Raw genomic sequence first — 20,819 nt, 5'->3', positions numbered from 1 at the left:
TCAGCCCCTGTTTTCTCGAGTTATTACTGTTGATAGTGTTTAAGAAAACGCGCCAGACGACCAATAGCATCTTCTAACACTTCAACCCGAGGTAGAGTGACTAAACGAAAGTGATCGGGGGTAGGCCAGTTAAAGCCGGTGCCTTGCACAATGAGTAACTTTTCTTGTAACAATAAGTCATAGACCATCTTTTGATCGTCTTTAATATTGTAAACTTTAGGATCTAGGCGCGGAAATAAATAAATAGCGCCTTTGGGCTTAACACAAGAGACGCCCGGAATATCGTTGAGCAATTGCCAAGCTAAATCACGTTGTTGGCGCAAGCGACCATTAGGCAGCACTAGCTCATTAATACTTTGATAACCGCCAAGGGCGGCTTGAATAGAGTGCTGCATGGGTACGTTGGCACACAGTCGCATAGACGACAACATTTCTAGGCCTTCTATATAGCCTTTCGCTTGATGCTTAGGCCCACTTATCATCATCCAGCCTTGGCGAAAGCCAGCTGCGCGATAGCTTTTAGACAAGCCGTTAAAAGTGGCCACTAGCACATCGTCACATAAGGAACATACTGAATGATGTGCTACATCATCATATAAAATCTTATCGTAAATTTCGTCAGCAAAAATAATAAGATTATGCTGACGTGCAACTTCAATCACCTCTAGTAAAAACTCGCTGCCATAAACAGCCCCAGTTGGATTATTGGGGTTGATAAGCACGATGCCTTTGGTGCGAGGGGTAATTTTAGCGCGAATATCATCTAAGTCAGGATACCAGTCGGCTTGCTCGTCACACTGATAATGCACCGCATTGCCACCAGATAAGGTAACTGCGGCGGTCCACAGTGGGTAATCTGGAGAGGGAACTAAAATCTCATCGCCATTATTTAGCAAGGCCTGCATGGCCATTACAATCAGCTCAGAGACGCCATTACCAATGTAGATGTCTTCTACATCAATGGTGCGCAACCCCTTTTGTTGATAATACTGCATAATCGCCTTACGGGCTGAAAATAAGCCTTTAGACTCACAATACCCTTGGCTGGTTGGCATATTAACAATGGCATCTTTAAGTAACTCTTCCGGGGCATCAAAACCAAACGTGGCGGGGTTACCTATGTTGAGCTTAAGAATGCGGTGGCCTTCATCTTCTAAGCGTCTTGCTTCTTTATGAACCGGACCACGTATGTCGTAACAGACGTTAGCTAATTTATGTGATTTATCTAGGGTGTACATGAATACAAACGGCCTCGGAAAAAGAAGTAGCGATACGCTTTAGCTTAACATTAAGGACAACACGCATAGTCAGCATCAGCTATAGCGAGCATGATGATAATACCTAACTGGCAATGCATCTGCGCTGGTTGTCGTCTCACTTTGTGCGTTGAGTGATAAAATCGCACATAATCACGGTGCTTTTACTCTTGAAACAAGCCTAAATTAGCCTTGGCATATGCTTCAAACTCGGTATAGCCGCCTACATGTTCTTGATCAACAAAAATTTGTGGTACCGTTTCTACCGGTTTTCCTACGGTTTTTTCTAGATCTTCCTTAGAGATGCCTTCGGCATGAATATCGATATAGCGAAAGTTAAAATCGTCACGCTCTTCGGTTAGCTTTTCTGCTAATTCTTTAGCGCGTACACAGAATGGGCAACCAGGGCGGCCAAAAATAACGGTAAACATATATTACTCCTCATTTATTTATATTACGCAGTTTAACAGGTCTAGGGGACAGCTGTCAGCCGTAAGCGTGACGCCTATTCGCAAAACATAATCCCCAAGGTCATACTAGGGATGTTATTCAGTTGGTTTGGTCGCTGTTCCCTAACACCTGCGCTTCTAGCCATTCGCGCTCAAAACGTCTGGCTGGCCATTCTCCTTGACCTGCTGCTATATTTTTTTCATGTTGCGGACTAATTGAAAGCCCATTTTGTAGTAATACAAAGGCTTTGCGCTGTCCTGTATGGGTATCAATAAAGCCGGCTAAATTTTGTACATGAGAAATAGTGCCAGTTTTGGCTGTTATTTTTCCTTTCAGCGTCGCGCTTTGTACGCTGCGTCTGTAGCGCAAAGTCCCACTTTCCCCACTTACGGGCAGTAGTCCCATAAGCCAGTTGGCTCGCGGGTCTTGTGTTATGGTCAGCAATACTGCTAATAAATCTTGGGCACGCACAATATTATGTGCAGATAACCCTGAGCCATCGGCAAGCCAGGCTGGGCCAAGGTCAATGTTGGCCTCTTGTTGTAATATGTCACGTACCGCTTGAGTACCATTACTAAAGCTGCCGGCTTGATTAAAGTGCTCTGCCCCTAAGGTACGGAGCAAGCTGTCGGCATATAAATTATCAGAGCGTTCTAAAATACGCCGACTTAATTCTTTTAGCGGTGGTGAATGATGATGTGCTAACACCGGCCAATCGCTGGCGGTAATATGGCTGGCCTTAATGCCACCTGATAGATGAATACCGTTCTGTTTTAGTGCCCAGCGCGTCAGATCAGTCCCCCAAGCATCAACATCTTGAATGGCAAAACGCAAAGGCCATGGCTCTTTGCGTGGACCAATACACCCTGTTAGGCGGTATTGATTAGGTGGGGTCATTTCTACTTCTAACGAACAAAATTGCCGCTTTTGTTCAGTACGATTTAATACATCAACCTTTGCGCTAATACTCACTGGTTGGTGAGCCGGTACTGTGGCTCGTGCTGCTTGGTTGGGGCGTGCATACAGTGCACCTTGCACACAGTTTCGGTCTAAAATTAATGCCGATACCGGTGAGGTATAGCACACGCTTAAATCATTCCACGACCACCCATTACCGCGATCATATCCACTAAAGCGCTGCTGATTAAGCAAAACATTGCCGTTAATGCGGCGAATGCCGGTGCGTTTTAAGAGCGCTTGTAATTGTTCACGGGTGAGTGATGGGTCACCTACAAAATCAATGAGTACGTCACCGACAAGCTGATCGTCTCGTAATTGACCGTTATAGCGCACTTGAGTTTTATAACGCCAATCAGGCCCTAAGGCTAAGGCGCCTGCTAAAGTGGTAAGTAACTTTTGCGTTGATGCCGGTTTTAATAATAGCTGTGCATTGTGGCTCGACTCCACCTCACCGGTCGTTGCATCGGCTAGTATCCAAGCTGTTTGACTGTTGGCTGGAGGGGCTGTGGTTACTGGCACGGTTGCGTTCACGCCAAAGTGAGCAATAAGGCCAATAAGCCCAATAAAATAGGATTTCATAAGTACTCTTTATAACGAATGGGCGGTGCGAAACCGTCCTTGGTAATCGAATAAGGTTTCTTTTATTTTCCAATGACGTTTGTGCTGGCGGGCAATCACAAAATCAGGGTGGCGAAACCTTTCGGCACAGGCTATTACCTCAGTCAGCGAGTTAAAACTGGGCTCTAATCCAGGAGCTGGCCAATGTGGTCGCACAAACTCCAAAAAAAATCGTCCTTGCTTCCCTTTGGTATCAAAAGCATACCATTGCTGTAATTCTGTGCCATCTTCATCGTAATAAGTGACCTGTAACGCAGGGCCAAACTTATTGCTGCTCTCTGTTAAGCTAATGCCGGCGCAGCGCAGCACCAACGCATCTTTAAGGGCGAGGGCTTCTTTTAGTTTTTTATCGGGATCCACTAGCAGCTGTCCACAGTCATGACATTGGCGAGCGGCAATATCATTTTCTGCCATGCATTGTGGGCACGATTTAAAGCGAAAACGATAGCCGCAAGGTTCGCCAAGCGTCTCATCATCGTCTGACTCGAAGAGCCCTTGGCAGCGGCGACCAAAGTGTTCCAATATGTGGCCTTGTTGATCAACTTTTCCCCAAAAAATATTGGCAAACCCACAGGCAGGGCACAATACCTGTACTTGTGTGGTGTCGGGGTGGGGGCGTGGCTCCCCCACATCGGGGGCAAACAGATCCATGTTGTTGGCGGCATAATCTAGTACTAAGCAGTCGCTTTTATTAGGGCTTAACCTGAGGCCGCGGCCAATTATTTGCTGGTATAAGGCCACCGATTGCGTAGGCCTCAGTAGGGCAATCACATCCACATGCGGAGCATCAAAGCCGGTGGTGAGTACTGACACATTTACTAGAAATTTAATTTCTCGGGCTTTAAAGCGGCCAATAATATCATCACGCTCGATACTGGGAGTATCGCCGGTGATCACTGCCGTTTGTGCCTTTGGTAGTAGGCTGGCCACTTCTTTGGCATGACGAACTGTACTGGCAAACACCATCACGCCCACTCTCTCTTGGGCATAATCTTGAATTTGCTGCACTATATGAGGAGTCACTCTAGGCTGGCGTGCCAGTTCTTTTTCAAGGTCATGCTCGCTAAATAGCCCCTGTTCATAAAGACGAGAAAAATCATAATGCACTATAGGAGCGTCAACGATATCTGGGGGGGTTAAATAACCTTGTTTTATCATCAGGCGCAGTGGCAATTCAAAAATACAGTGTTTAAAAAAACGCGGCCCACGGCTGCGTACCATGCCGTGATAATGCAGCTGATAAATCCACCCCATGCCGAGTCGATAGGGCGTAGCAGTCAGCCCCAGTACTTTTAATCGGGTGTTCGATTGGCGCAAATGCTGAATAACTTGTAAATATTGGCTGTTTTCATCATCTGAAACACGGTGGCATTCATCAATAACGACTAAGCTAAAGTTGGCAAACGCATCCAAATTACGCGCCACCGACTGTACTGAGCCAAACACCACCTGGGTATCGGCTTGCTTTTTGCCTAGGCCTGCTGAAAAAATCGCAGCTGCTTGACCATAGCTTTGATACTTACTGTGGTTTTGTTCGACCAGCTCTTTAACGTGGGCTAAAACCAATACCCGCCCTCGCGCAAGGCGAGCCAGCTCAGCTATCACTAAACTTTTTCCCGCCCCTGTCGGCAGCACCAATACCGCCGGATCGTCGTGGCGACGAAAATAGTTAAGAGTGCGATCAACAGCCTCTTGCTGGTAGGGGCGAAGGGTAAACATGACAGTCCTTGGGCATAGTCAGATAACAAAGTGCAGTGTGCTAACAAACGATACAAAAATCAAAGTATACGGGCAAAGCGGGAAGCCTAAAGCTGAGAGCGAGAAGTTAACTACCGATACCGTTATATTGTGCCTCAATAGTAGGTTGGCGGTGTGCTTTAAGCGTCTAGCTTGTGTCTTTACGCCCCCAACTTTGGTTGCTGCTCACTTTTGCTTTAGAATAAGGTATCTTAAGCACCTTTCTAAAATAACCGAGGCAAACAACGCTATGATCATCAAACCTAAGGTTCGAGGCTTTATTTGTACAACAACCCACCCTGTTGGCTGTGAGGCGAACGTGCGTGAGCAAATTGCCTACGTTAAAGCCAAAGGCCAGCTCAAAGAGGGGCCCAAAAAAGTATTGGTGATCGGTGCCTCCACCGGTTACGGCTTAGCGTCACGTATTAACGCCGCTTTTGGTAGCGATGCGGCCACCATTGGGGTGTTCTTTGAAAAGCCTGCTACTGAGCGTAAAACAGGCTCTGCAGGATGGTATAACTCGGCAGCCTTTGAAAAAGTTGCCAAAGAGCAAGGTCTATATGCCAAAAGCATTAATGGCGACGCGTTTTCTCATGCCTGTCGTGAGCAAGTGATTGAGCTAATTAAACAAGATTTGGGTCAAATTGACTTAGTGGTTTATTCATTGGCTTCACCTGTGCGTAAAATGCCAGACAGTGGTGAAGTCGTGCGCTCAGCACTTAAGCCCATAGGTGACGTTTATAAGTCGACCGCATTAGACACCAATAAAGATGTGTTAATTGAAGCCGAAGTGGAGCCAGCTAATGAGCAAGAAATTGCTGACACCATAGATGTAATGGGGGGGCAAGACTGGGAATTGTGGATGGATGCACTGAGCGATGCGGGTGTATTAGCCGATGGCGCTAAGTCGGTTGCTTATTCTTACATTGGCACTAGCCTAACTTGGCCCATTTATTGGCACGGCACCTTAGGTAAAGCCAAAGAAGATTTAGACCGCGCCGCCCACGCTATTGATGCCCAGTTAAAAGCCAAAGGCGGTAACGCCCATGTGGCAGTACTAAAATCAGTGGTGACCCAAGCCTCTGCGGCAATTCCTGTTATGCCTTTGTATATCTCCATGGCTTTTAAAGTGATGAAAGAGCAGGGCATTCACGAGGGGTGTATTGAGCAAATTCAGCGCTTGTTTACTGACCGCTTATACGGCCCAGAGGCAGCACCAGTGGATGAGCAAAACCGTCTACGCCTCGATGATTGGGAGTTACGCGACGAGGTACAAGATGCCTGTCGCGAGATTTGGGCACAGGTAAAAGACGATAATATTTATCAGTTAACTGATTACCAAGGCTATAAAGATGAATTTTTGCGTTTGTTTGGCTTTGGTTTAACCGGTGTTGATTATGACGAAGATGTGAGCCCAGAGGTCGATTTTGATGTGATAACACTAGCCTAATTGCGTGCCTAGCGAAAAGCCCGGTTAAATAGTTCAGCCGGGCTTTTTTGTGAGCTTGGTAGTTGATACCAATCACACTAAATATTTGTTCTATTTAAATACAGTATCAAGAGGAAGCTGAAGTAGCGCCTTTGTTCGGCATTTACTGAAAATAAAACTGACCACTTACTTAGTACTATTGGTATGAATATGCTGGTTGAGGTGAATTACAGTGTAAAGGCCGCTTTATTCTGTTTTGCACCCATCACTTGATTCTTTCCCGCGTGCTTAGCGGCATATAATGCGTTATCTGCGCTACGCAACCAAGCGTCTACATCAGAGGTCTCAGCAGTTAGGGGGGCAACGCCCAAGCTGACGGTATAATTCAATGTGAGGTTATGACTGTGCACCACTGCACTCTCAATACACTGGCGCAGTCTTTCAGCAATGACCTTTGCTCCCTCAAGCTCTGTTTCTGGCAAGATGATAGCAAACTCTTCCCCTCCATAACGACCGGGATGATCGGTATGCCGTAGGCTACTTCTTATACATTTAGCGAGGTGACGAATAACATCATCGCCTACTGGGTGACCGTATTGATCATTAACGGCTTTAAAGTTATCTATATCGAGCATAATTAAGCTTTGAGTCCCCCCATAACGGGCAAACCTCTCAAACTCATTATGAAGCTGCTTTTCCCACGCCCCTCTATTTAATAATCCAGTTAAGTTATCTGTTTGGCTTAAGTGTGCTAGTTGTTTATTTGCTTGCTCAAGCGCAATACGACCACAGGCAACATCGCTTACGTCATAGAGCATAAGGCACACCTGCTGCACATTACCATTGGGTTCGGCCAATGGACTTATGGTCATGTTTTGATACATATAAGGCGAGGTGCCGGTAATGGGCCGGCTATTACCAAAACGAAATAAATGCGGCCGTAGTTCCCAAGAAGTAAAGGCCCGGGTATTTAAAGTCACGGCTGTGTCTATTTTACGTTGTAGCCAAGTTTTTGGCAGTTCGGGAAATAACTGAAAAAGGTTTTTATTTCGTACTGCAGTAGAGGTCATCCCACTGTGGTTTTCCATAAAGCCATTCCACAGTTGTACGTTACAGTTTAAGTCCAAGACCACTAGACCAATCTCTACCGATTCCAACATATCAATTAAAAAGTGGAAGGCGTGTGCATCTTGGTGAGAAAGAGGCATTATTTACTCCGTTAAATAAATCAGTTGTTGCTCTAGCCGTTTAACCGAGTCTGCGGTGAGTAATACTAGCAAATGACAACTAATATGTTGTTGCTCTAGCTCATAAGGAATTTCAATACACATCAATTGCTCTGCTTGTTGCTTATGCTGCTTTAGCAGATCTTCTACCTGTTTATGCTGACCTAAAATGCTAGGTTGGCTAAGCCCAAACTTAATATCAAGTTGTTCTCCTAAACCTTTGATAAAGGCACCAAACAAAATATTGGCCATATCCAGTAATACTTCTATTTCTGGAGCTAAGCTATTGCTATCATTATAATTAAGCAGCTTAGCCATTTCTTCACTGCTGCTGTCTGAAAATAGTAATAACGCTTCGCCCGATACCCCTGCACCAACAAACCCTTGCGCCACGGTAGAGTAATGAGCATTGCCATCAATCGCACTAATAGCCATGTGTAGATCACAGCGTTCAATCAATGCTACTTTAGGAATAGGTTGATGAATAAATACTTCAAGCAATTGCGCAAGTAAATTTGATGCTTGCCCCATGGCAATATTGGCCATCTCTTGTAAATATTCAGACAAAGAAATGGGGTCGTTGGTGCCATTGTTAGATTCAGTTAATGTCTTTGCTTCTAGCGCCTGATAAAGGCCATATTCACTTAATAAACTGGCAAGTTCTGTGGAGTCTACGGGCTTATTGATAAAGCCAATAGCTCCTAAAGCGATGACCTTTTGTTGTGCTTGCTCTTGAATATCAGCGGAAATGACCACCGTCATAGTCGGCAAGTCTTCGGTTTGTATGGCGTTAAGTACTTCGTAGCCATCTAGCCCTGGCATATTGAGATCAAGAAATAGCAGATCAGCCCCAACCTGGCGCAGGTGCGCTAGCGCTTCTATGCCATTACAGGCAAACTGCGTTTGCGTTTTCCAGTCCTGGGGTAAAGCCCCAGCGACTTGTTTGCGTGCAAATGCTGAGTCATCACAAATTAAAATTTGGAGTGTCATGCCATAAAGCGCCTGTATCAACGTTCGCTAAGTGAAAGTGGGGTAATATGCTAGCGATAATGCGAACCTGTGCAATTCAACCACAACTTGTGTCCAGTTAACAGCAAACCGATAAGACTATTTTTAGTTATTGTGTATTGCTTTTATTTTTTTCATTACCTTATTAAAAACAATGTAATAATGAGGACATAAGTAGCCACTTTAAAGTGGCCTTAGCCAAGATAACCTGTACTTACCTGTCATAAACAGGGCTTAACAATAAGTGATGATAAATTGAATAATTTTTTCTCTTTGGCACGGTGGATGCCAGGTTTAGTGAGCTTATTAGGCTATCAGCGTGCTTGGTTGCTCCCCGATGTACGAGCGGGCATTTCCGTTGCCGCTGTCGCGTTACCTGTGGCCATTGCTTATGCTGAGTTAACAGGCGTTGGTGCAATTGTTGGCCTGTATTCATGCATTTTACCCATGATAGTGTATGCACTGTTTGGTTCGTCTCGTCAGCTTATTATGGGGCCCGATGCTGCAACTTGTGCCGTTATTGCAGCCGTGGTTACGCCACTGGCGGCTGGAGATGCTGCCCGCCATTGGCAGTTAGTGATGACCATGACTGCCATGACTGGATTTTGGTGCCTGGTGGCTAGCCGATTAAAGCTTGGTATTTTAGCGGATTTTTTATCTCGGCCTATCTTGATGGGGTTACTTAATGGGGTGGCGATTACCATTATGGTTGGCCAGCTTTCTAGTGTATTGGGTTTTACTTTTGCACAGTCTGGCTTAATTGAGCGCTTACTGGCAGTTCCAAGTTATGGGGCACAAGTACACTTAAGTACGTTAGGTATCAGTATCTTGACCTTAGTGATTATGTTGCTTAGTCGTTATTTTCGCCCGCAGTGGCCTAGCTCATTACTAGCATTGGCCATGGCGGCGCTGGTGCTTTGGTTCGTTGGCCCAGAGCGACTTAACGTGGCGGTGGTGGGGAGTTTAAGCAACGGCTTACCAAATTTTCAGCTTCCTGAGTTTCCACCTGGACTTATTCGTGAGCTAGTATTGCCAGCGCTTAACCTTGCGATGGTAAGCTTTGTATCTATGATGCTGACCGCCCGCAGTTTTGCGACTAAAAATGGCTACGATATAGATGCAGACAATGAATTTCGCGCGCTTGGGTTGGCAAATATTGCCTCGGCCTTTTCTCAGGGGTTTGCTATTAGCGGTGCCGACTCTCGTACAGCGGTAAATGATGCTAACGGGGGTAAAAGTCAACTAGTGTCGATTGTAGCGGCGCTCGTGATCGCCTTAGTGACTTTTTTTCTTACCGCTCCACTGCAATATATCCCCACTGCAGCTTTAGGTATCGTACTTATTTTAGCCTCTTTTTCTTTGACTGATTTTCGTGGCCTATGGGCGCTGTATAAATCGGATAGCTCAGCGTTTTGGTTAGCCTGGGTTACCTTTTTTAGTGTGCTACTGGTTGGGGTTATCCCAGGAATCGCCTTGGCTGTTTTATTAGGCTTATTTCAATTTTTGCGTAATGTGATGCGCCCTACCGAACATTTAATGGGCATGAATGACGAGGGCGTGGTGCACACCATGGGGCGCAATGAAGAAGTAAAAGCCATTACAGGGATACTTATTTATCGCTTTAATTCACCACTTACCTACTTTAATGCGGCCTATTTTAAACGCCGAGTATTGTTATTGTTAGCCAGTGAGCCACAGCCGGCAAAGTGTGTGATTATTGATGCAGTCGCTTGTTTTACCCACCAAGATATTAGCGTAATGACCATGGTTGGTGAACTACACAAAGCACTAAAACGACAAGGCGTGCACATGGTAATGGCGGGTCGGCGAGGGCAAATGACTCAGTGGTTAAAGCAGGCGGGTATTCGGGTAGGAGAAGAAGGCATTCTTGTGTACCCTGATTTATATCAGGCATTGCGTATGACACATCGCTATCAACAGCAACATTTAACGGACTCAAAAGAAGGCGTTATAGACACCAGTGACGTTGTTCGTAATCCGATCAATAGGAGCTAAAAATGAATGCTAACCCATGCCTACGTTACTGTATACCGCCTGTTATCGTTGCGTTTACGATGGGACTAATGTGGCTAAGCCAACGCTATGTTTTACACCATAATGTGTTGATGCTGGAGCTGTCGCGTCATACATTTTTGCCCTTGATAGTGAGCGTGGTCATCGCCGCATTTACCATAATGGGCGTTGCAGCTTGGCAGTTTCGCCAAGCGCGCACCACCTTACTACCTTTTGCGCCTGAACAAACTAGGCAATTGGTGACTAGAGGACTATTTCGCTATTCCCGTAATCCTATTTATGTGGGAGACGCGCTTATTATACTGGCATGGGGGTTGTGGTTAGGCAATGTGCTGACGTTAGTATGGTTAGTGCCGTTTATTCTTTATATGAGTAAGGTACAAATAGCGGCTGAAGAGCGTGCTTTGGTCACTAAATTTGGTCGTGATTATCAAGATTACTGCCAGCAAGTTCGCCGTTGGTTATAAGAGAGCAAAGAAAAAGGATCTATGTTGGCTAAGCAATAGGGTTGTGATTTTGGCATCGCCGTTGTATTTCATCATCTAGGGCTTGCGGCTAATAGCTGGGCTCTCTACACTTGCGGATTAATTATTAGGTTTGTACAGGCTTGTTTGTCCTGTACTGGCAAGACGGTTGAAAGAGAGATTGAGCAAAATGAACCAAGACAGCGCCACCACTCGGCTTAATAAGTTTATTAGCGAAACGGGAATTTGCTCACGACGAGAAGCCGATCGCTTAATTGAGCAAGGTCGAGTAAAGGTTAATGGTGATGTGGCTGGCATGGGGGTTAAGGTCAGCCAAGATGATAGCGTCTTGGTTAACGGCAAACCACTACGCGCCAAGCCTAAAGCTGTGTACTTGGTCTATAACAAGCCCATAGGCATTACCTGTACCACCGACAGTGCGGTACCTGAAAATATTGTGGATGCCGTTAATTATAAAGCCCGTATTTTTCCGATTGGTCGTTTAGATAAACCCTCAAGTGGTTTAATTTTGCTGACCAATGATGGCGATATTGTGAATAAGATCCTCAGAGCCGGTAATGCCCACGAAAAAGAATACATAGTGTCGATGGATAAACCCATTACCCCTGACTTTGTGGCGAAAATGGGGGCGGGTGTGCCTATTTTAGATACGGTTACTAAGCCCTGTAAGGTGAAAAAAATTGGCCCTAAAACAATTAATATTATTTTAACTCAAGGGTTAAATCGCCAAATTCGACGTATGGCGGAATACTTAGGCTTTAGCGTAACCAGTTTAAAACGAGTACGGATCATGAATATTGAGCTGGGAGAGTTAAAACCAGGCCAATGGCGATACGTATCACGCGCAGAGCTTTCGCTTATTAACAGTATGATAGGCGGCTCTAGTAGTACCGAAGAAGCCTCAGTACTAACACAGCCTAAAGCTGCCCGCCGAGGCCCCTTGGTAAGAAATGCCGCCACTTCAGTCTCGCTAACAGATCAACAGTCAACTTCTGAACGCAAAAAAGCCTCAGGCACTTACAAAGCTGCCAAACCAAACCCACGCCATGGTACGGGTAAAAGAAAAGCAGCCAGTCAAGATCCCCGTGGTAAAAAGGGCGCAAAGTCGAGCAAAGGATCACTTCCACAGAGCAATCGGAGCAAACGTAATAAAGCGTAATCCCCTAAGAATGCGAAGGCTGGAGGCGATTATTAAAGCTTGCTTATTTTAACCAAGTGAAAGTGCTTTTTACCTCGGCGCACGACTAGATACTGCTGGTGTAATGGTGTTATAGAATCAGTATCTAGCATAGTTTTAATGCCATTAGCGGTAATGGCGCCATTGGCCATTAACTCGCGGGCAATACGCCGAGAGCTGGCTAAACCGGCCTCGACGAGTAATTGACTCAGCATCGGATTGTCAGTGGCCTCTACCTGGGTTAGCGGAATGCCATCTTGCTCTAGCTGGGCAAATTCAGCCAAGCTCAACTGACTAAAATCCCCACTGAATAATGCCTGACTAATGCGCTTAACTCCGGCTAACGCAGCGCTACCATGTACCAACTCAGTCAGCTCTTCGGCCAATAACATTTGCGCTTGGGGTTTACCGTGGCGTGCTATATCAGCCGCTTCTATAGCGGCAATCTCGTCGAGTGAGCGAAAACTATAAAACCGTAAAAAACGGTAGACATCAGCATCGGCGGTATTAAGCCAAAATTGGTAAAAAGCATAAGGCGAGGTTTGTTGAGGATCCAGCCACACAGTGCCGGTTTCGGTTTTACCAAACTTAGTCCCATCGGCTTTAGTAATCAGGGGCAGGGTGAGGCCAAATACCTGTTGTTGATTCAAACGGCGAGTAAGATCAATGCCGCTGGTGATATTGCCCCACTGATCGTTGCCCCCAATTTGCACCGAACAATGATGCGCCTTATTAAGGTGTGCAAAGTCGTAAGACTGTAGTAGGGAATAGGCAAACTCAGTAAAAGAGAGCCCTTGATCTGGGCGTGCCAATCGCTGTTTTACGGAGTCTTTGGCAATCATGGCGTTAACAGAAAAGTGCTTGCCGATATCTCGTAAAAACGAAAACAGATCGAGCTTGCTCATCCAGTCGGCATTATTCAGTAAATGAACCTGCTGCCCATTGGGTGAGTCTTGCTCTGTGATCAATAAGGGCTGAATTTGTTGCTGTAAGTCATTAACCCAGCCATTAACGGTTGCGGTATCATTTAAACTGCGCTCACTGGCTTTAAAACTGGGGTCGCCAATCATGCCGGTGGCGCCACCCACCAAAGCCACCACGCTATGCCCTGCGGTCTTAAAGCGACGTAACATTAATAGCGGCACTAAGTGGCCAATATGCAAGCTGCCGGCGGTGGGGTCAAAGCCACAATAAATCACTCTGGGTTGCGCACTGAGATGCTCCCCAAGGGCGTTGGCATCCGATTGCTGGGCGATCAATCCACGCGCATTCAGCTCCTGTAATAAGGCGCTCGTCGCAGAAGAAGAGGGTGATGTTATATTAGGCATACTAAGCTCGCTTGGTTGTAATAACGCAGGTCTATTATCCTGACTGAGCGTCACTTTTCTTTATATGTCCTTTTTAGGACAGTTTGTAGTAAAATTGATGACCCCAAGCCTCGTTGGTAAAAGCGGGGTGTGAATAGATATAGTTAGCTTAATGTACACCGATAACATAATGATCTAGGCGGTAATCATGACGATACACAACCCAGATGACTATCAAGCCGCCTTAACTGATACCATTAGTGCCCTTGGCACCGTGGCTTTTGTGCGTCATTTAGCCGAGCTGGTCGCCACCCAAGTGAGCTGTGATTGCATCTTGGTGTTAAGTTATCGCAGCCATGGCACTGTGGTTTATTTGTACGATAACTTGCAGCACAGGCGCGACTTGTTATTTCAACAGTACTTAAATGGGGTATATGCCGAGGATCCTTTTTATCGGGCCTTAAGCCAAGGCTTAACCGACGGTGTTTACTCATTAAGTACCTTGGTTGCCCAGCAGGGCAGGGGGCCTGACTATATGCGCTCTTTTTATCAGGCAACCGCTTGGCAAGATGAACTAGGCATTGTGCTGTCGCTTGATAAAGGGCAATGGTTAACCTTATTTTTAGGGCGACTTAGCGCCACGGCTTTTACTCGCAAAGAGCAAGCAAGGCTACAAGCATTGCTACCGCTACTTAGTGCCTTATGTCGCCAACATTGGCCACTTGAGCATGAGACTATTGCTTTAGCCCCTAGCCCTAGTACGCCATTATCTGTTTCGCCAACCGCAACATTGCCTGCCAACACCATGCGCGAACAGGTGGAGCTGGCATTATCCAGCTTTGGCAAACCGCGCCTCACCCCTCGCGAGCAGCAAGTGGCGGTTTTATTACTACAAGGCCAAGACAATCACACCATTGCCCAGCAATTAGGCATTGGCGTGGGAACAGTTAAAAACCATCGTAAGCATCTGTACAGCAAACTCAACATCGACAGCCAAGCCGCGCTATTTGCCCATTTTATTAATCACTTAATCACACAAGAGAAGGCTTGAAGCAGGACGTTAACAATAAAAACGAAACATTAGGTTGGGTGTTGTGGTTCCCATTTTCCTTGCTAGGCGTTGAGCCCGATTTTTCTGTATACTAGTCACCATTCTGGGCGCACCTTAAATATAATGACAGGGAACAGGCCGTTATGATCCCCAAGATAGATCTGCAAGCGCAGATAACTCCTACCTATTTTGCATTTCTCAACGCCTTAGCCGACAGCGGCTTTAGTGGCGATATCGAACACAGCTATGCCAGTCGACTGGCCGTAGCCACTGATAACAGTGTCTATCAATCTTTACCCCAAGCGGTGGTGTTTCCGCGATCAACTCAAGACGTAAGCATAATGCTGACCTTGGCATGCCAAGATAATTATCACAGCATTAAGTTTTCGCCCAGAGGCGGCGGCACCGGCACCAATGGCCAGTCGTTAAACGATAATATAGTGGTCGATTTATCTCGCCACCTTAATCAGCTGTTGGACATTAACGCCGAACAGCGCCAAGTGCGCGTGCAAACCGGCATGGTCAAAGACCGCCTCAATCAACTTGTGGCCCCCCATAAGCTGTTTTTCTCGCCAGATTTATCCACCAGTAATCGCGCCACGCTTGGCGGTATGATTAATACCGATGCCTCGGGGCAGGGCTCTTTGGTATACGGTAAAACCTCTGATCATGTGCTGGGCGTGACTGCGGTATTGGTTGATGGCACTATTATTGAAACTGGCCCCCTTAGTGGCGAAGCCTTGGATGCCAAGCTTGCACAAGACAGTCGCGAAGCTGAGTTATACCGTTGTGTGTATCACAGTGTTAACGATACCCAAGATGAAATCGCCACGCGCTTTCCTAAACTTAATCGCTTTTTAACCGGTTACGATCTAAAGCATGTTTATGATCAAGCCAGCCATACTCTGGATCTCACTCGTATTTTGTGTGGATCTGAGGGATCGCTTGCTTTTATTACCGATGCTTTGCTTGATTTAACGCCCATTCCTAGCTATCGCACCTTAGTGAACGTCAAATACGACAGCTTTCAATCGGCATTGCGTAATGCTCCCTTAATGGTAGAAGCCAAAGCGCTGTCGGTTGAAACCGTGGACTCTAAAGTGCTGGGACTGGCGCGCGAAGATATTGTTTGGCACTCGGTGAGTCACCTTATTGAAGATGTACCAGGCAAGGTGATGGACGGCCTGAATATGGTCGAATATGCCGATCAGGATGCCGAAGCCCAGCAACATAAAGTAGCAGCACTGTGTAGCCAACTTGATGAACTGATTGCTAAAGGCGAAGCCGGTGTCATTGGTTATCAAGTGTGTGATGATTTGGCGTCATTGAATCGTATTTATGCCATGCGAAAAAAAGCCGTCGGGCTATTAGGCAATACTAAAGGTCGTAAAAAGCCGATTGCCTTTGTTGAAGATACTGCCGTCCCTCCAGAAAACTTAGCGGATTATATTGTGGAGTTTCGTGCTCTGCTCGATCAGCATCAATTGCAATATGGTATGTTTGGCCATGTGGATGCGGGGGTGTTACATGTGCGGCCGGCATTGGATATGACGGATCCTGAGCAAGAGGTGATGTTGCGTAAAATCTCCGATCAGGTGAATGCCCTCACGCTTAAATATGGTGGCTTAATGTGGGGTGAGCACGGTAAAGGCTATCGTTCTGAATATAGCCCAGCCTTTTTTGGTGACAGGCTATTTACCGAGCTGCGCCGCATTAAATCGGCTTTCGATCCCTTTAACCGACTCAACCCCGGTAAAATTTGTACCCCACTCGACAGTCTCGATCAATTGGTGTCCGTTGATGCCACCAAACGGGGATTTTATGATCGCCAAATTCCCGTGAATGTTCGCGACAGTTATACCCAACCTATGGACTGTAACGGCAATGGCTTGTGTTTTGACTTTGATGTTAACTCCCCCATGTGCCCTTCAATGAAGTTAACCGCAGATCGTCGTCATTCCCCTAAGGGGCGAGCGGGGCTGGTGCGCGAGTGGCTACGTCAATTATCTGCTCAAGGCTTTGATCCCATGGCAGAAGAGGCCGCCATAATGAGCCGCAGTGCCAGCGTAAAAGGCTTGGTTGAGCGGGTAAAGTACAGCTGGCAGAAACATCGCGGTGAGTATGATTTTTCTCATGAAGTAAAAGAGGCGATGGATGGCTGCTTAGCCTGTAAAGCTTGCTCAAGCCAGTGCCCAATAAAAGTGGATGTACCTACCTTTAGGGCGCGTTTCTTACAGCTCTACCATCAGCGCTATCAGCGCCCCCCCCAAGACTATTTAGTATCTTGGGTTGAGTCCTACACCCCTTGGATGGCCAAAGTTCCAGGCTTGGTTAACCCTGTGATGAATAATAAGTGGGTACAAGCGGGCACACGCTCTTTGCTTGGTATGGTAGATATGCCATCAGTGAGCAACCCAAGCTTAAGCAAACTATTAGCACAGGGCGCGGTTAACACCTTTAATATGGCGGAGCTTGAAGCGTTAAATGATGAGCAAAAAGCCAAAACATTGCTTATCGTCCAAGATCCCTTTACCTCGTTTTATGATGCCAATGTGGTATTCGACTTAGTGCAATTAGCCACTAAGCTTGGCTTTAACCCTGTGGTATTACCCTTTAAGCCCAATGGTAAACCGGCTCATGTAAAAGGATTTTTACGCCGCTTTGCCGGAATGGCGGCAGACAGCGCACAATTTTTAAATAAGCTGGCGCGATTAAATATTCCGTTAGTCGGGGTCGACCCTTCATTAGTGCTCTGTTATCGCGACGAATATAACAAGGTGCTGGGGGCTGCGCGGGGTGATTTTACAGTACTGCTACCGCAAGAGTGGCTGTTACAGCAACTCAAACAGTTACCTGAGCAGACGCCAACAGGTGAGCCTTGGTATTTATTTGCACATTGCACCGAAAAAACGGCCTTACCGACCACCCATCAAGATTGGGGGCGTATCTTTAGCCATTTAGGAGCCAAGCTTGAAGCCATCCCCGTGGGTTGTTGTGGTATGGCGGGGACCTATGGTCACGAAAGCCATCATGCCGAAGGTTCAAAGCAGCTTTATGCCATGAGCTGGGCAACCCCGATGGCGGAATTACCGCCAGAGCGGCGCATGGCAACCGGTTTTTCGTGTCGTAGCCAAGTTAAGCGTATCGAAGGGCAGGGGATTAAGCATCCAGTACAGGCGCTACTGGGCTTGTTGTAAAGCTTGTGGTAAGTGCAGGTACGTGTGTATTCGTGGCAAAAGTCAATTTAGTCTTGTGGGGGCGTTACATGCCCCCTTTAAGTAACAAGGAGCAACAATGGGATTAATATTAGGGTTAATCATTGGTGGGCTGGCCGGTTGGCTGGCAGGACAATTAATGAAAGGCCGCGGTTTTGGTGTGTTAGGTAATGTGCTACTTGGCTTAGTTGGGGGCTTTTTAGGGAGCATAGTGTTTCGTTTAGTTGGGCTTGCTGCCACCGGCATTATTGGCTCGCTTATTATGTCCACCCTAGGTGCGGTACTCTTGATATACTTGGTTCGAAAAATTAAACGCTAATAGCTACCAACCGCTGGGTTGAGTATGATGCTAGATAGTTTGAGCTTGCTTAAGCCGTAGCGGATGAGGAACTTGCTACGCTGTATTTGTGCTTTAAATCTGCTAGCAACATTAAAAAATGCTGGACATTACTCACCATTTAACACAGAATACGCCTTCAGCCCAGTTGGGCATGACCTTTTGTGATGTGGGTCTCGATAGACAAAGCGACTTAATGTTGGCTTTATATCGTTATAACCCGCCTATTCGGCATGCTACAGGGTGTAGTAACTTTAAATATAGTTAACACACCAAACCCTGGGTTTATATGTAGCTGCCAAAATACGTGCGTTGAAGCGGGTTATCATTGCGTTTGTTAGGAAAGTAACGCAAATCACGTCCGCGCCAAGCGATGTCTACCTTACATCATATATAAGGTAGGTACGTTCCCTCCATTTGGGCGCGACGACACCAAGTCTGGCAGATCGACATCCATGATGAGAAAAACGCACTGGTTCTTCGCCAGCACGTTCACCATGGCGGTGTTGAGACAAAAACGGCCAGATTAGCCTTGTGAATATGAGTGTGTTTACACTCTTAAAGGGAAGCCCTCACTCTTGTAGTGAGCATGGGCTGTCCCTGGCCCTTTACTGTATCAGTCCGCCGACATTTTATTTATTCGGAACTGTAAATGACAAATTCTACTCTTGTACTTGCTGAAAACGCTCCTGCCTTCACTGAATTAGGTTTAGCTCCTGAAGTTTTAAAAGCACTTGCCGATGCCGGCTATGTGACGCCTTCTGCTATTCAGGCTGCCGCTATCCCTACTTTACTGGAAGGTCGCGACGTTTTGGGCTTGGCACAAACCGGTACTGGTAAAACAGCCGCGTTCGCACTGCCGTTGTTAAGCACCATTACCGGAGGCAACGCCACGCCGCAAGTGTTGGTATTAGCCCCAACACGTGAGCTGGCGATTCAGGTTGCTGAATCCTTTGAAGGTTACGCCAAATACCGTAAAGACATTCGTATTACGTCTATCTATGGTGGCCAAGCATACGACACACAAATTCGTGCATTAAAGCGCGGTGTTGATATTGTAGTGGGCACCCCAGGTCGCGTCATGGATCACATGCGCCGCGGCACCTTAAAGCTAGATAATCTAAAAGCCTTAGTATTAGATGAAGCCGATGAAATGCTACGCATGGGCTTTATTGATGACGTTGAATGGATTTTGCAACAAACTCCAGAAACGCGTCAAATTGCTTTATTCTCAGCGACTATGCCACCTGTCATCCAGCGTGTTGCTCAAAAGTACCTGAAAAACCCGAAAGAAGTACGTATCGAAAACAAAACTCGTACCAACTCCAGCATTCGTCAGCGTTACTGGTTTGTACGAGGCATGAACAAGCACGAAGGTTTATGCCGTTTGGTTGAAACTGAAAACATGGATGCCATGTTGGTGTTTGTGCGTACCCGTAAAGACGCCGAAGACTTGGCTGATATGATGAGCCGTGAAGGCCATGCATGTGAAGCCTTGCACGGTGATATTCCACAAAAATTACGTGAAAAGGTGATTGAGCGTCTGAAAAATGGTCGCTTGAATATCTTGGTAGCAACAGACGTAGTGGCCCGTGGTTTAGACGTTGAGCGTATCAGTCATGTTGTTAACTTTGATATGCCACACGACAATGAGTCTTATGTACACCGTATTGGTCGTACCGGTCGTGCGGGTCGTGAAGGTGATGCAATTTTGTTTGTAACCGGTCGTGAAAAGCGCGGTTTGTACAATCTTGAGCGCCACACTCGCCAGCCGATTGAAGAAATGCAGATGCCGTCTGCTGATGCAATCAACAAAATTCGTGCTGAGCGCTTTAAGTCTCGCATTCGTAGCAGTGTAAAAGCAGACGAAAAAGCACTGGCACCTTTTGTAGAAATGGTTGAATCATTGCTAGAAGAAGGCCTAGACAGCGCTGAGTTAGCAGCAGGTTTGGCTCGCTTAGTACAAGGCGACCGTCCATTATTTATGGAAGATCGTCCACAAGCTGCTCGTCGCCCCGATGTGCGTGAGCGTAACGATCGCGGCAGTGATCGCAATGCTCGTGGCCCCCGTGGTCGTGACAGTGTCGCTATGGAAACCTTCCGCGTAGAAGTGGGTCGAGTGCACGGTGTTAAGCCAGGTCACTTAGTGGGTGCCATTGCTAACGAAGCCGATTTAGAGTCGCGCTTTATTGGTCAAATTCAAATCCACGATGATTTCTCTACCGTTGATTTGCCACAAGGTATGACGTCAGACGTACAAAAAGTACTTAAAAATGTACGAGTTTGTCAGCGTCCATTGAACTTGGCCAAATACGAAGGTGGTCCATTGCCACGTCGTAGCAGCTTCCGTCCTAACGACGATCGCAAGCCTCGCTCTCCACGTCGCAACAACGACAAGCGTTTAAACGGCTAATAACCACTTAGCGATATTATTGCGAAGTTAACAGGCCTGTCGAGCAATCGACAGGCCTTTTGTTTGTATTAAGTAAAAAACTAAGGACTATTTTTGCCACGCAAGACACGGAAAAA

Annotated in this window: 15 protein-coding genes; 8 read left to right on the top strand and 7 right to left on the bottom strand. The window is 46.5% G+C overall.

Annotated features, from left to right (window positions below; all coding sequences use genetic code 11):
• Positions 1–23 precede the first annotated feature (23 nt).
• From ACTHY5_RS00075 to ACTHY5_RS00060, 4 genes are all read right to left on the bottom strand, one after another.
• Positions 24–1,238, bottom strand: a complete 1,215-nt coding sequence (locus tag ACTHY5_RS00075; RefSeq protein ID WP_441874734.1) for a pyridoxal phosphate-dependent aminotransferase — start codon at positions 1,236–1,238, stop codon at positions 24–26.
• Positions 1,239–1,420: 182 nt separating this feature from the next.
• On the bottom strand, positions 1,421–1,687 hold the full coding sequence (locus ACTHY5_RS00070; protein ID WP_208004097.1) for a GrxA family glutaredoxin: 267 nt from the start codon (positions 1,685–1,687) through the stop codon (positions 1,421–1,423).
• 118 nt (positions 1,688–1,805) lie between these two features.
• On the bottom strand, positions 1,806–3,245 hold the full coding sequence (gene dacB / locus ACTHY5_RS00065) for a D-alanyl-D-alanine carboxypeptidase/D-alanyl-D-alanine endopeptidase (RefSeq protein WP_441874732.1): 1,440 nt from the start codon (positions 3,243–3,245) through the stop codon (positions 1,806–1,808).
• Positions 3,246–3,254: 9 nt separating this feature from the next.
• Positions 3,255–5,003, bottom strand: a complete 1,749-nt coding sequence (locus ACTHY5_RS00060; protein WP_441874730.1) for a DEAD/DEAH box helicase — start codon at positions 5,001–5,003, stop codon at positions 3,255–3,257.
• A 268-nt stretch (positions 5,004–5,271) separates the two neighbouring features.
• On the opposite strand from ACTHY5_RS00060, the gene fabV reads away from it, so the two are divergent.
• Positions 5,272–6,471: an enoyl-ACP reductase FabV gene (fabV, locus tag ACTHY5_RS00055; protein ID WP_441874728.1), complete on the top strand. Its 1,200-nt coding sequence runs from the start codon at positions 5,272–5,274 to the stop codon at positions 6,469–6,471.
• A gap of 206 nt (positions 6,472–6,677) precedes the next feature.
• Here fabV and ACTHY5_RS00050 read toward each other — a convergent pair whose 3' ends face one another.
• Together ACTHY5_RS00050 and ACTHY5_RS00045 are read right to left on the bottom strand one after the other, a co-directional pair.
• Entirely contained in the window at positions 6,678–7,658 is a 981-nt protein-coding gene (locus ACTHY5_RS00050; RefSeq protein WP_441874726.1) for a diguanylate cyclase, read from the bottom strand.
• A 3-nt stretch (positions 7,659–7,661) separates the two neighbouring features.
• On the bottom strand, positions 7,662–8,666 hold the full coding sequence (locus tag ACTHY5_RS00045) for a response regulator (protein WP_441874724.1): 1,005 nt from the start codon (positions 8,664–8,666) through the stop codon (positions 7,662–7,664).
• A gap of 273 nt (positions 8,667–8,939) precedes the next feature.
• Here ACTHY5_RS00045 and ACTHY5_RS00040 point away from each other — a divergent pair, with 273 nt between their 5' ends.
• The 3 genes from ACTHY5_RS00040 (at position 8,940) to rluF (ending at position 12,362) form a co-directional block, all read left to right on the top strand.
• Positions 8,940–10,700 carry a SulP family inorganic anion transporter gene (locus ACTHY5_RS00040; protein WP_441874722.1) on the top strand — a complete coding sequence of 587 codons (1,761 nt, stop codon included), beginning with the start codon at positions 8,940–8,942 and terminating at the stop codon, positions 10,698–10,700.
• Between the two features lie 2 nt (positions 10,701–10,702).
• The gene (locus ACTHY5_RS00035; RefSeq protein ID WP_441874720.1) at positions 10,703–11,185 is read left to right on the top strand and encodes a methyltransferase family protein; all 483 of its coding nucleotides are present in this window, start codon (positions 10,703–10,705) and stop codon (positions 11,183–11,185) included.
• 187 nt (positions 11,186–11,372) lie between these two features.
• Entirely contained in the window at positions 11,373–12,362 is a 990-nt protein-coding gene (gene rluF / locus ACTHY5_RS00030) for a 23S rRNA pseudouridine(2604) synthase RluF (protein ID WP_441874719.1), read from the top strand.
• Positions 12,363–12,394: 32 nt separating this feature from the next.
• Here rluF and tyrS read toward each other — a convergent pair whose 3' ends face one another.
• Complete coding sequence (gene tyrS, locus ACTHY5_RS00025; RefSeq protein WP_441874717.1) at positions 12,395–13,708, bottom strand: tyrosine--tRNA ligase; 1,314 nt, start codon at positions 13,706–13,708, stop codon at positions 12,395–12,397.
• A 187-nt stretch (positions 13,709–13,895) separates the two neighbouring features.
• On the opposite strand from tyrS, the gene ACTHY5_RS00020 reads away from it, so the two are divergent.
• From ACTHY5_RS00020 to ACTHY5_RS00005, 4 genes are all read left to right on the top strand, one after another.
• Positions 13,896–14,738 carry a response regulator transcription factor gene (locus ACTHY5_RS00020; protein ID WP_441874715.1) on the top strand — a complete coding sequence of 281 codons (843 nt, stop codon included), beginning with the start codon at positions 13,896–13,898 and terminating at the stop codon, positions 14,736–14,738.
• A 143-nt stretch (positions 14,739–14,881) separates the two neighbouring features.
• Complete coding sequence (gene ydiJ, locus ACTHY5_RS00015) at positions 14,882–17,935, top strand: D-2-hydroxyglutarate dehydrogenase YdiJ (RefSeq protein ID WP_441874713.1); 3,054 nt, start codon at positions 14,882–14,884, stop codon at positions 17,933–17,935.
• 97 nt (positions 17,936–18,032) lie between these two features.
• Positions 18,033–18,272, top strand: a complete 240-nt coding sequence (locus ACTHY5_RS00010; RefSeq protein ID WP_441874711.1) for a GlsB/YeaQ/YmgE family stress response membrane protein — start codon at positions 18,033–18,035, stop codon at positions 18,270–18,272.
• A gap of 670 nt (positions 18,273–18,942) precedes the next feature.
• On the top strand, positions 18,943–20,703 hold the full coding sequence (locus ACTHY5_RS00005) for a DEAD/DEAH box helicase (RefSeq protein WP_441874710.1): 1,761 nt from the start codon (positions 18,943–18,945) through the stop codon (positions 20,701–20,703).
• Positions 20,704–20,819 lie beyond the last annotated feature (116 nt).

Origin of the sequence: Oceanisphaera sp. (assembly GCF_052084945.1) — a bacterium.
Lineage (GTDB): Bacteria > Pseudomonadota > Gammaproteobacteria > Enterobacterales > Aeromonadaceae > Oceanimonas.
The sequence above is the reverse complement of the archived record's forward strand: the minus strand, read 5'-3'. Positions and strand labels throughout refer to the sequence as shown.

What these genes read in the sequence shown, in the direction of transcription:
- ACTHY5_RS00010 (WP_441874711.1), top strand. Translation starts at nt 18,033, where the DNA reads ATGGGATTAATATTAGGGTTAATCATTGGTGGGCTGGCCGGTTGGCTG.
- ACTHY5_RS00035 (WP_441874720.1), top strand. Translation starts at nt 10,703, where the DNA reads ATGAATGCTAACCCATGCCTACGTTACTGTATACCGCCTGTTATCGTT.
- tyrS (WP_441874717.1), bottom strand. Translation starts at nt 13,708, where the DNA reads ATGCCTAATATAACATCACCCTCTTCTTCTGCGACGAGCGCCTTATTA.
- ydiJ (WP_441874713.1), top strand. Translation starts at nt 14,882, where the DNA reads ATGATCCCCAAGATAGATCTGCAAGCGCAGATAACTCCTACCTATTTT.
- ACTHY5_RS00020 (WP_441874715.1), top strand. Translation starts at nt 13,896, where the DNA reads ATGACGATACACAACCCAGATGACTATCAAGCCGCCTTAACTGATACC.
- fabV (WP_441874728.1), top strand. Translation starts at nt 5,272, where the DNA reads ATGATCATCAAACCTAAGGTTCGAGGCTTTATTTGTACAACAACCCAC.
- ACTHY5_RS00070 (WP_208004097.1), bottom strand. Translation starts at nt 1,687, where the DNA reads ATGTTTACCGTTATTTTTGGCCGCCCTGGTTGCCCATTCTGTGTACGC.
- ACTHY5_RS00045 (WP_441874724.1), bottom strand. Translation starts at nt 8,666, where the DNA reads ATGACACTCCAAATTTTAATTTGTGATGACTCAGCATTTGCACGCAAA.
- rluF (WP_441874719.1), top strand. Translation starts at nt 11,373, where the DNA reads ATGAACCAAGACAGCGCCACCACTCGGCTTAATAAGTTTATTAGCGAA.
- ACTHY5_RS00005 (WP_441874710.1), top strand. Translation starts at nt 18,943, where the DNA reads ATGACAAATTCTACTCTTGTACTTGCTGAAAACGCTCCTGCCTTCACT.
- ACTHY5_RS00050 (WP_441874726.1), bottom strand. Translation starts at nt 7,658, where the DNA reads ATGCCTCTTTCTCACCAAGATGCACACGCCTTCCACTTTTTAATTGAT.
- dacB (WP_441874732.1), bottom strand. Translation starts at nt 3,245, where the DNA reads ATGAAATCCTATTTTATTGGGCTTATTGGCCTTATTGCTCACTTTGGC.
- ACTHY5_RS00075 (WP_441874734.1), bottom strand. Translation starts at nt 1,238, where the DNA reads ATGTACACCCTAGATAAATCACATAAATTAGCTAACGTCTGTTACGAC.
- ACTHY5_RS00060 (WP_441874730.1), bottom strand. Translation starts at nt 5,003, where the DNA reads ATGTTTACCCTTCGCCCCTACCAGCAAGAGGCTGTTGATCGCACTCTT.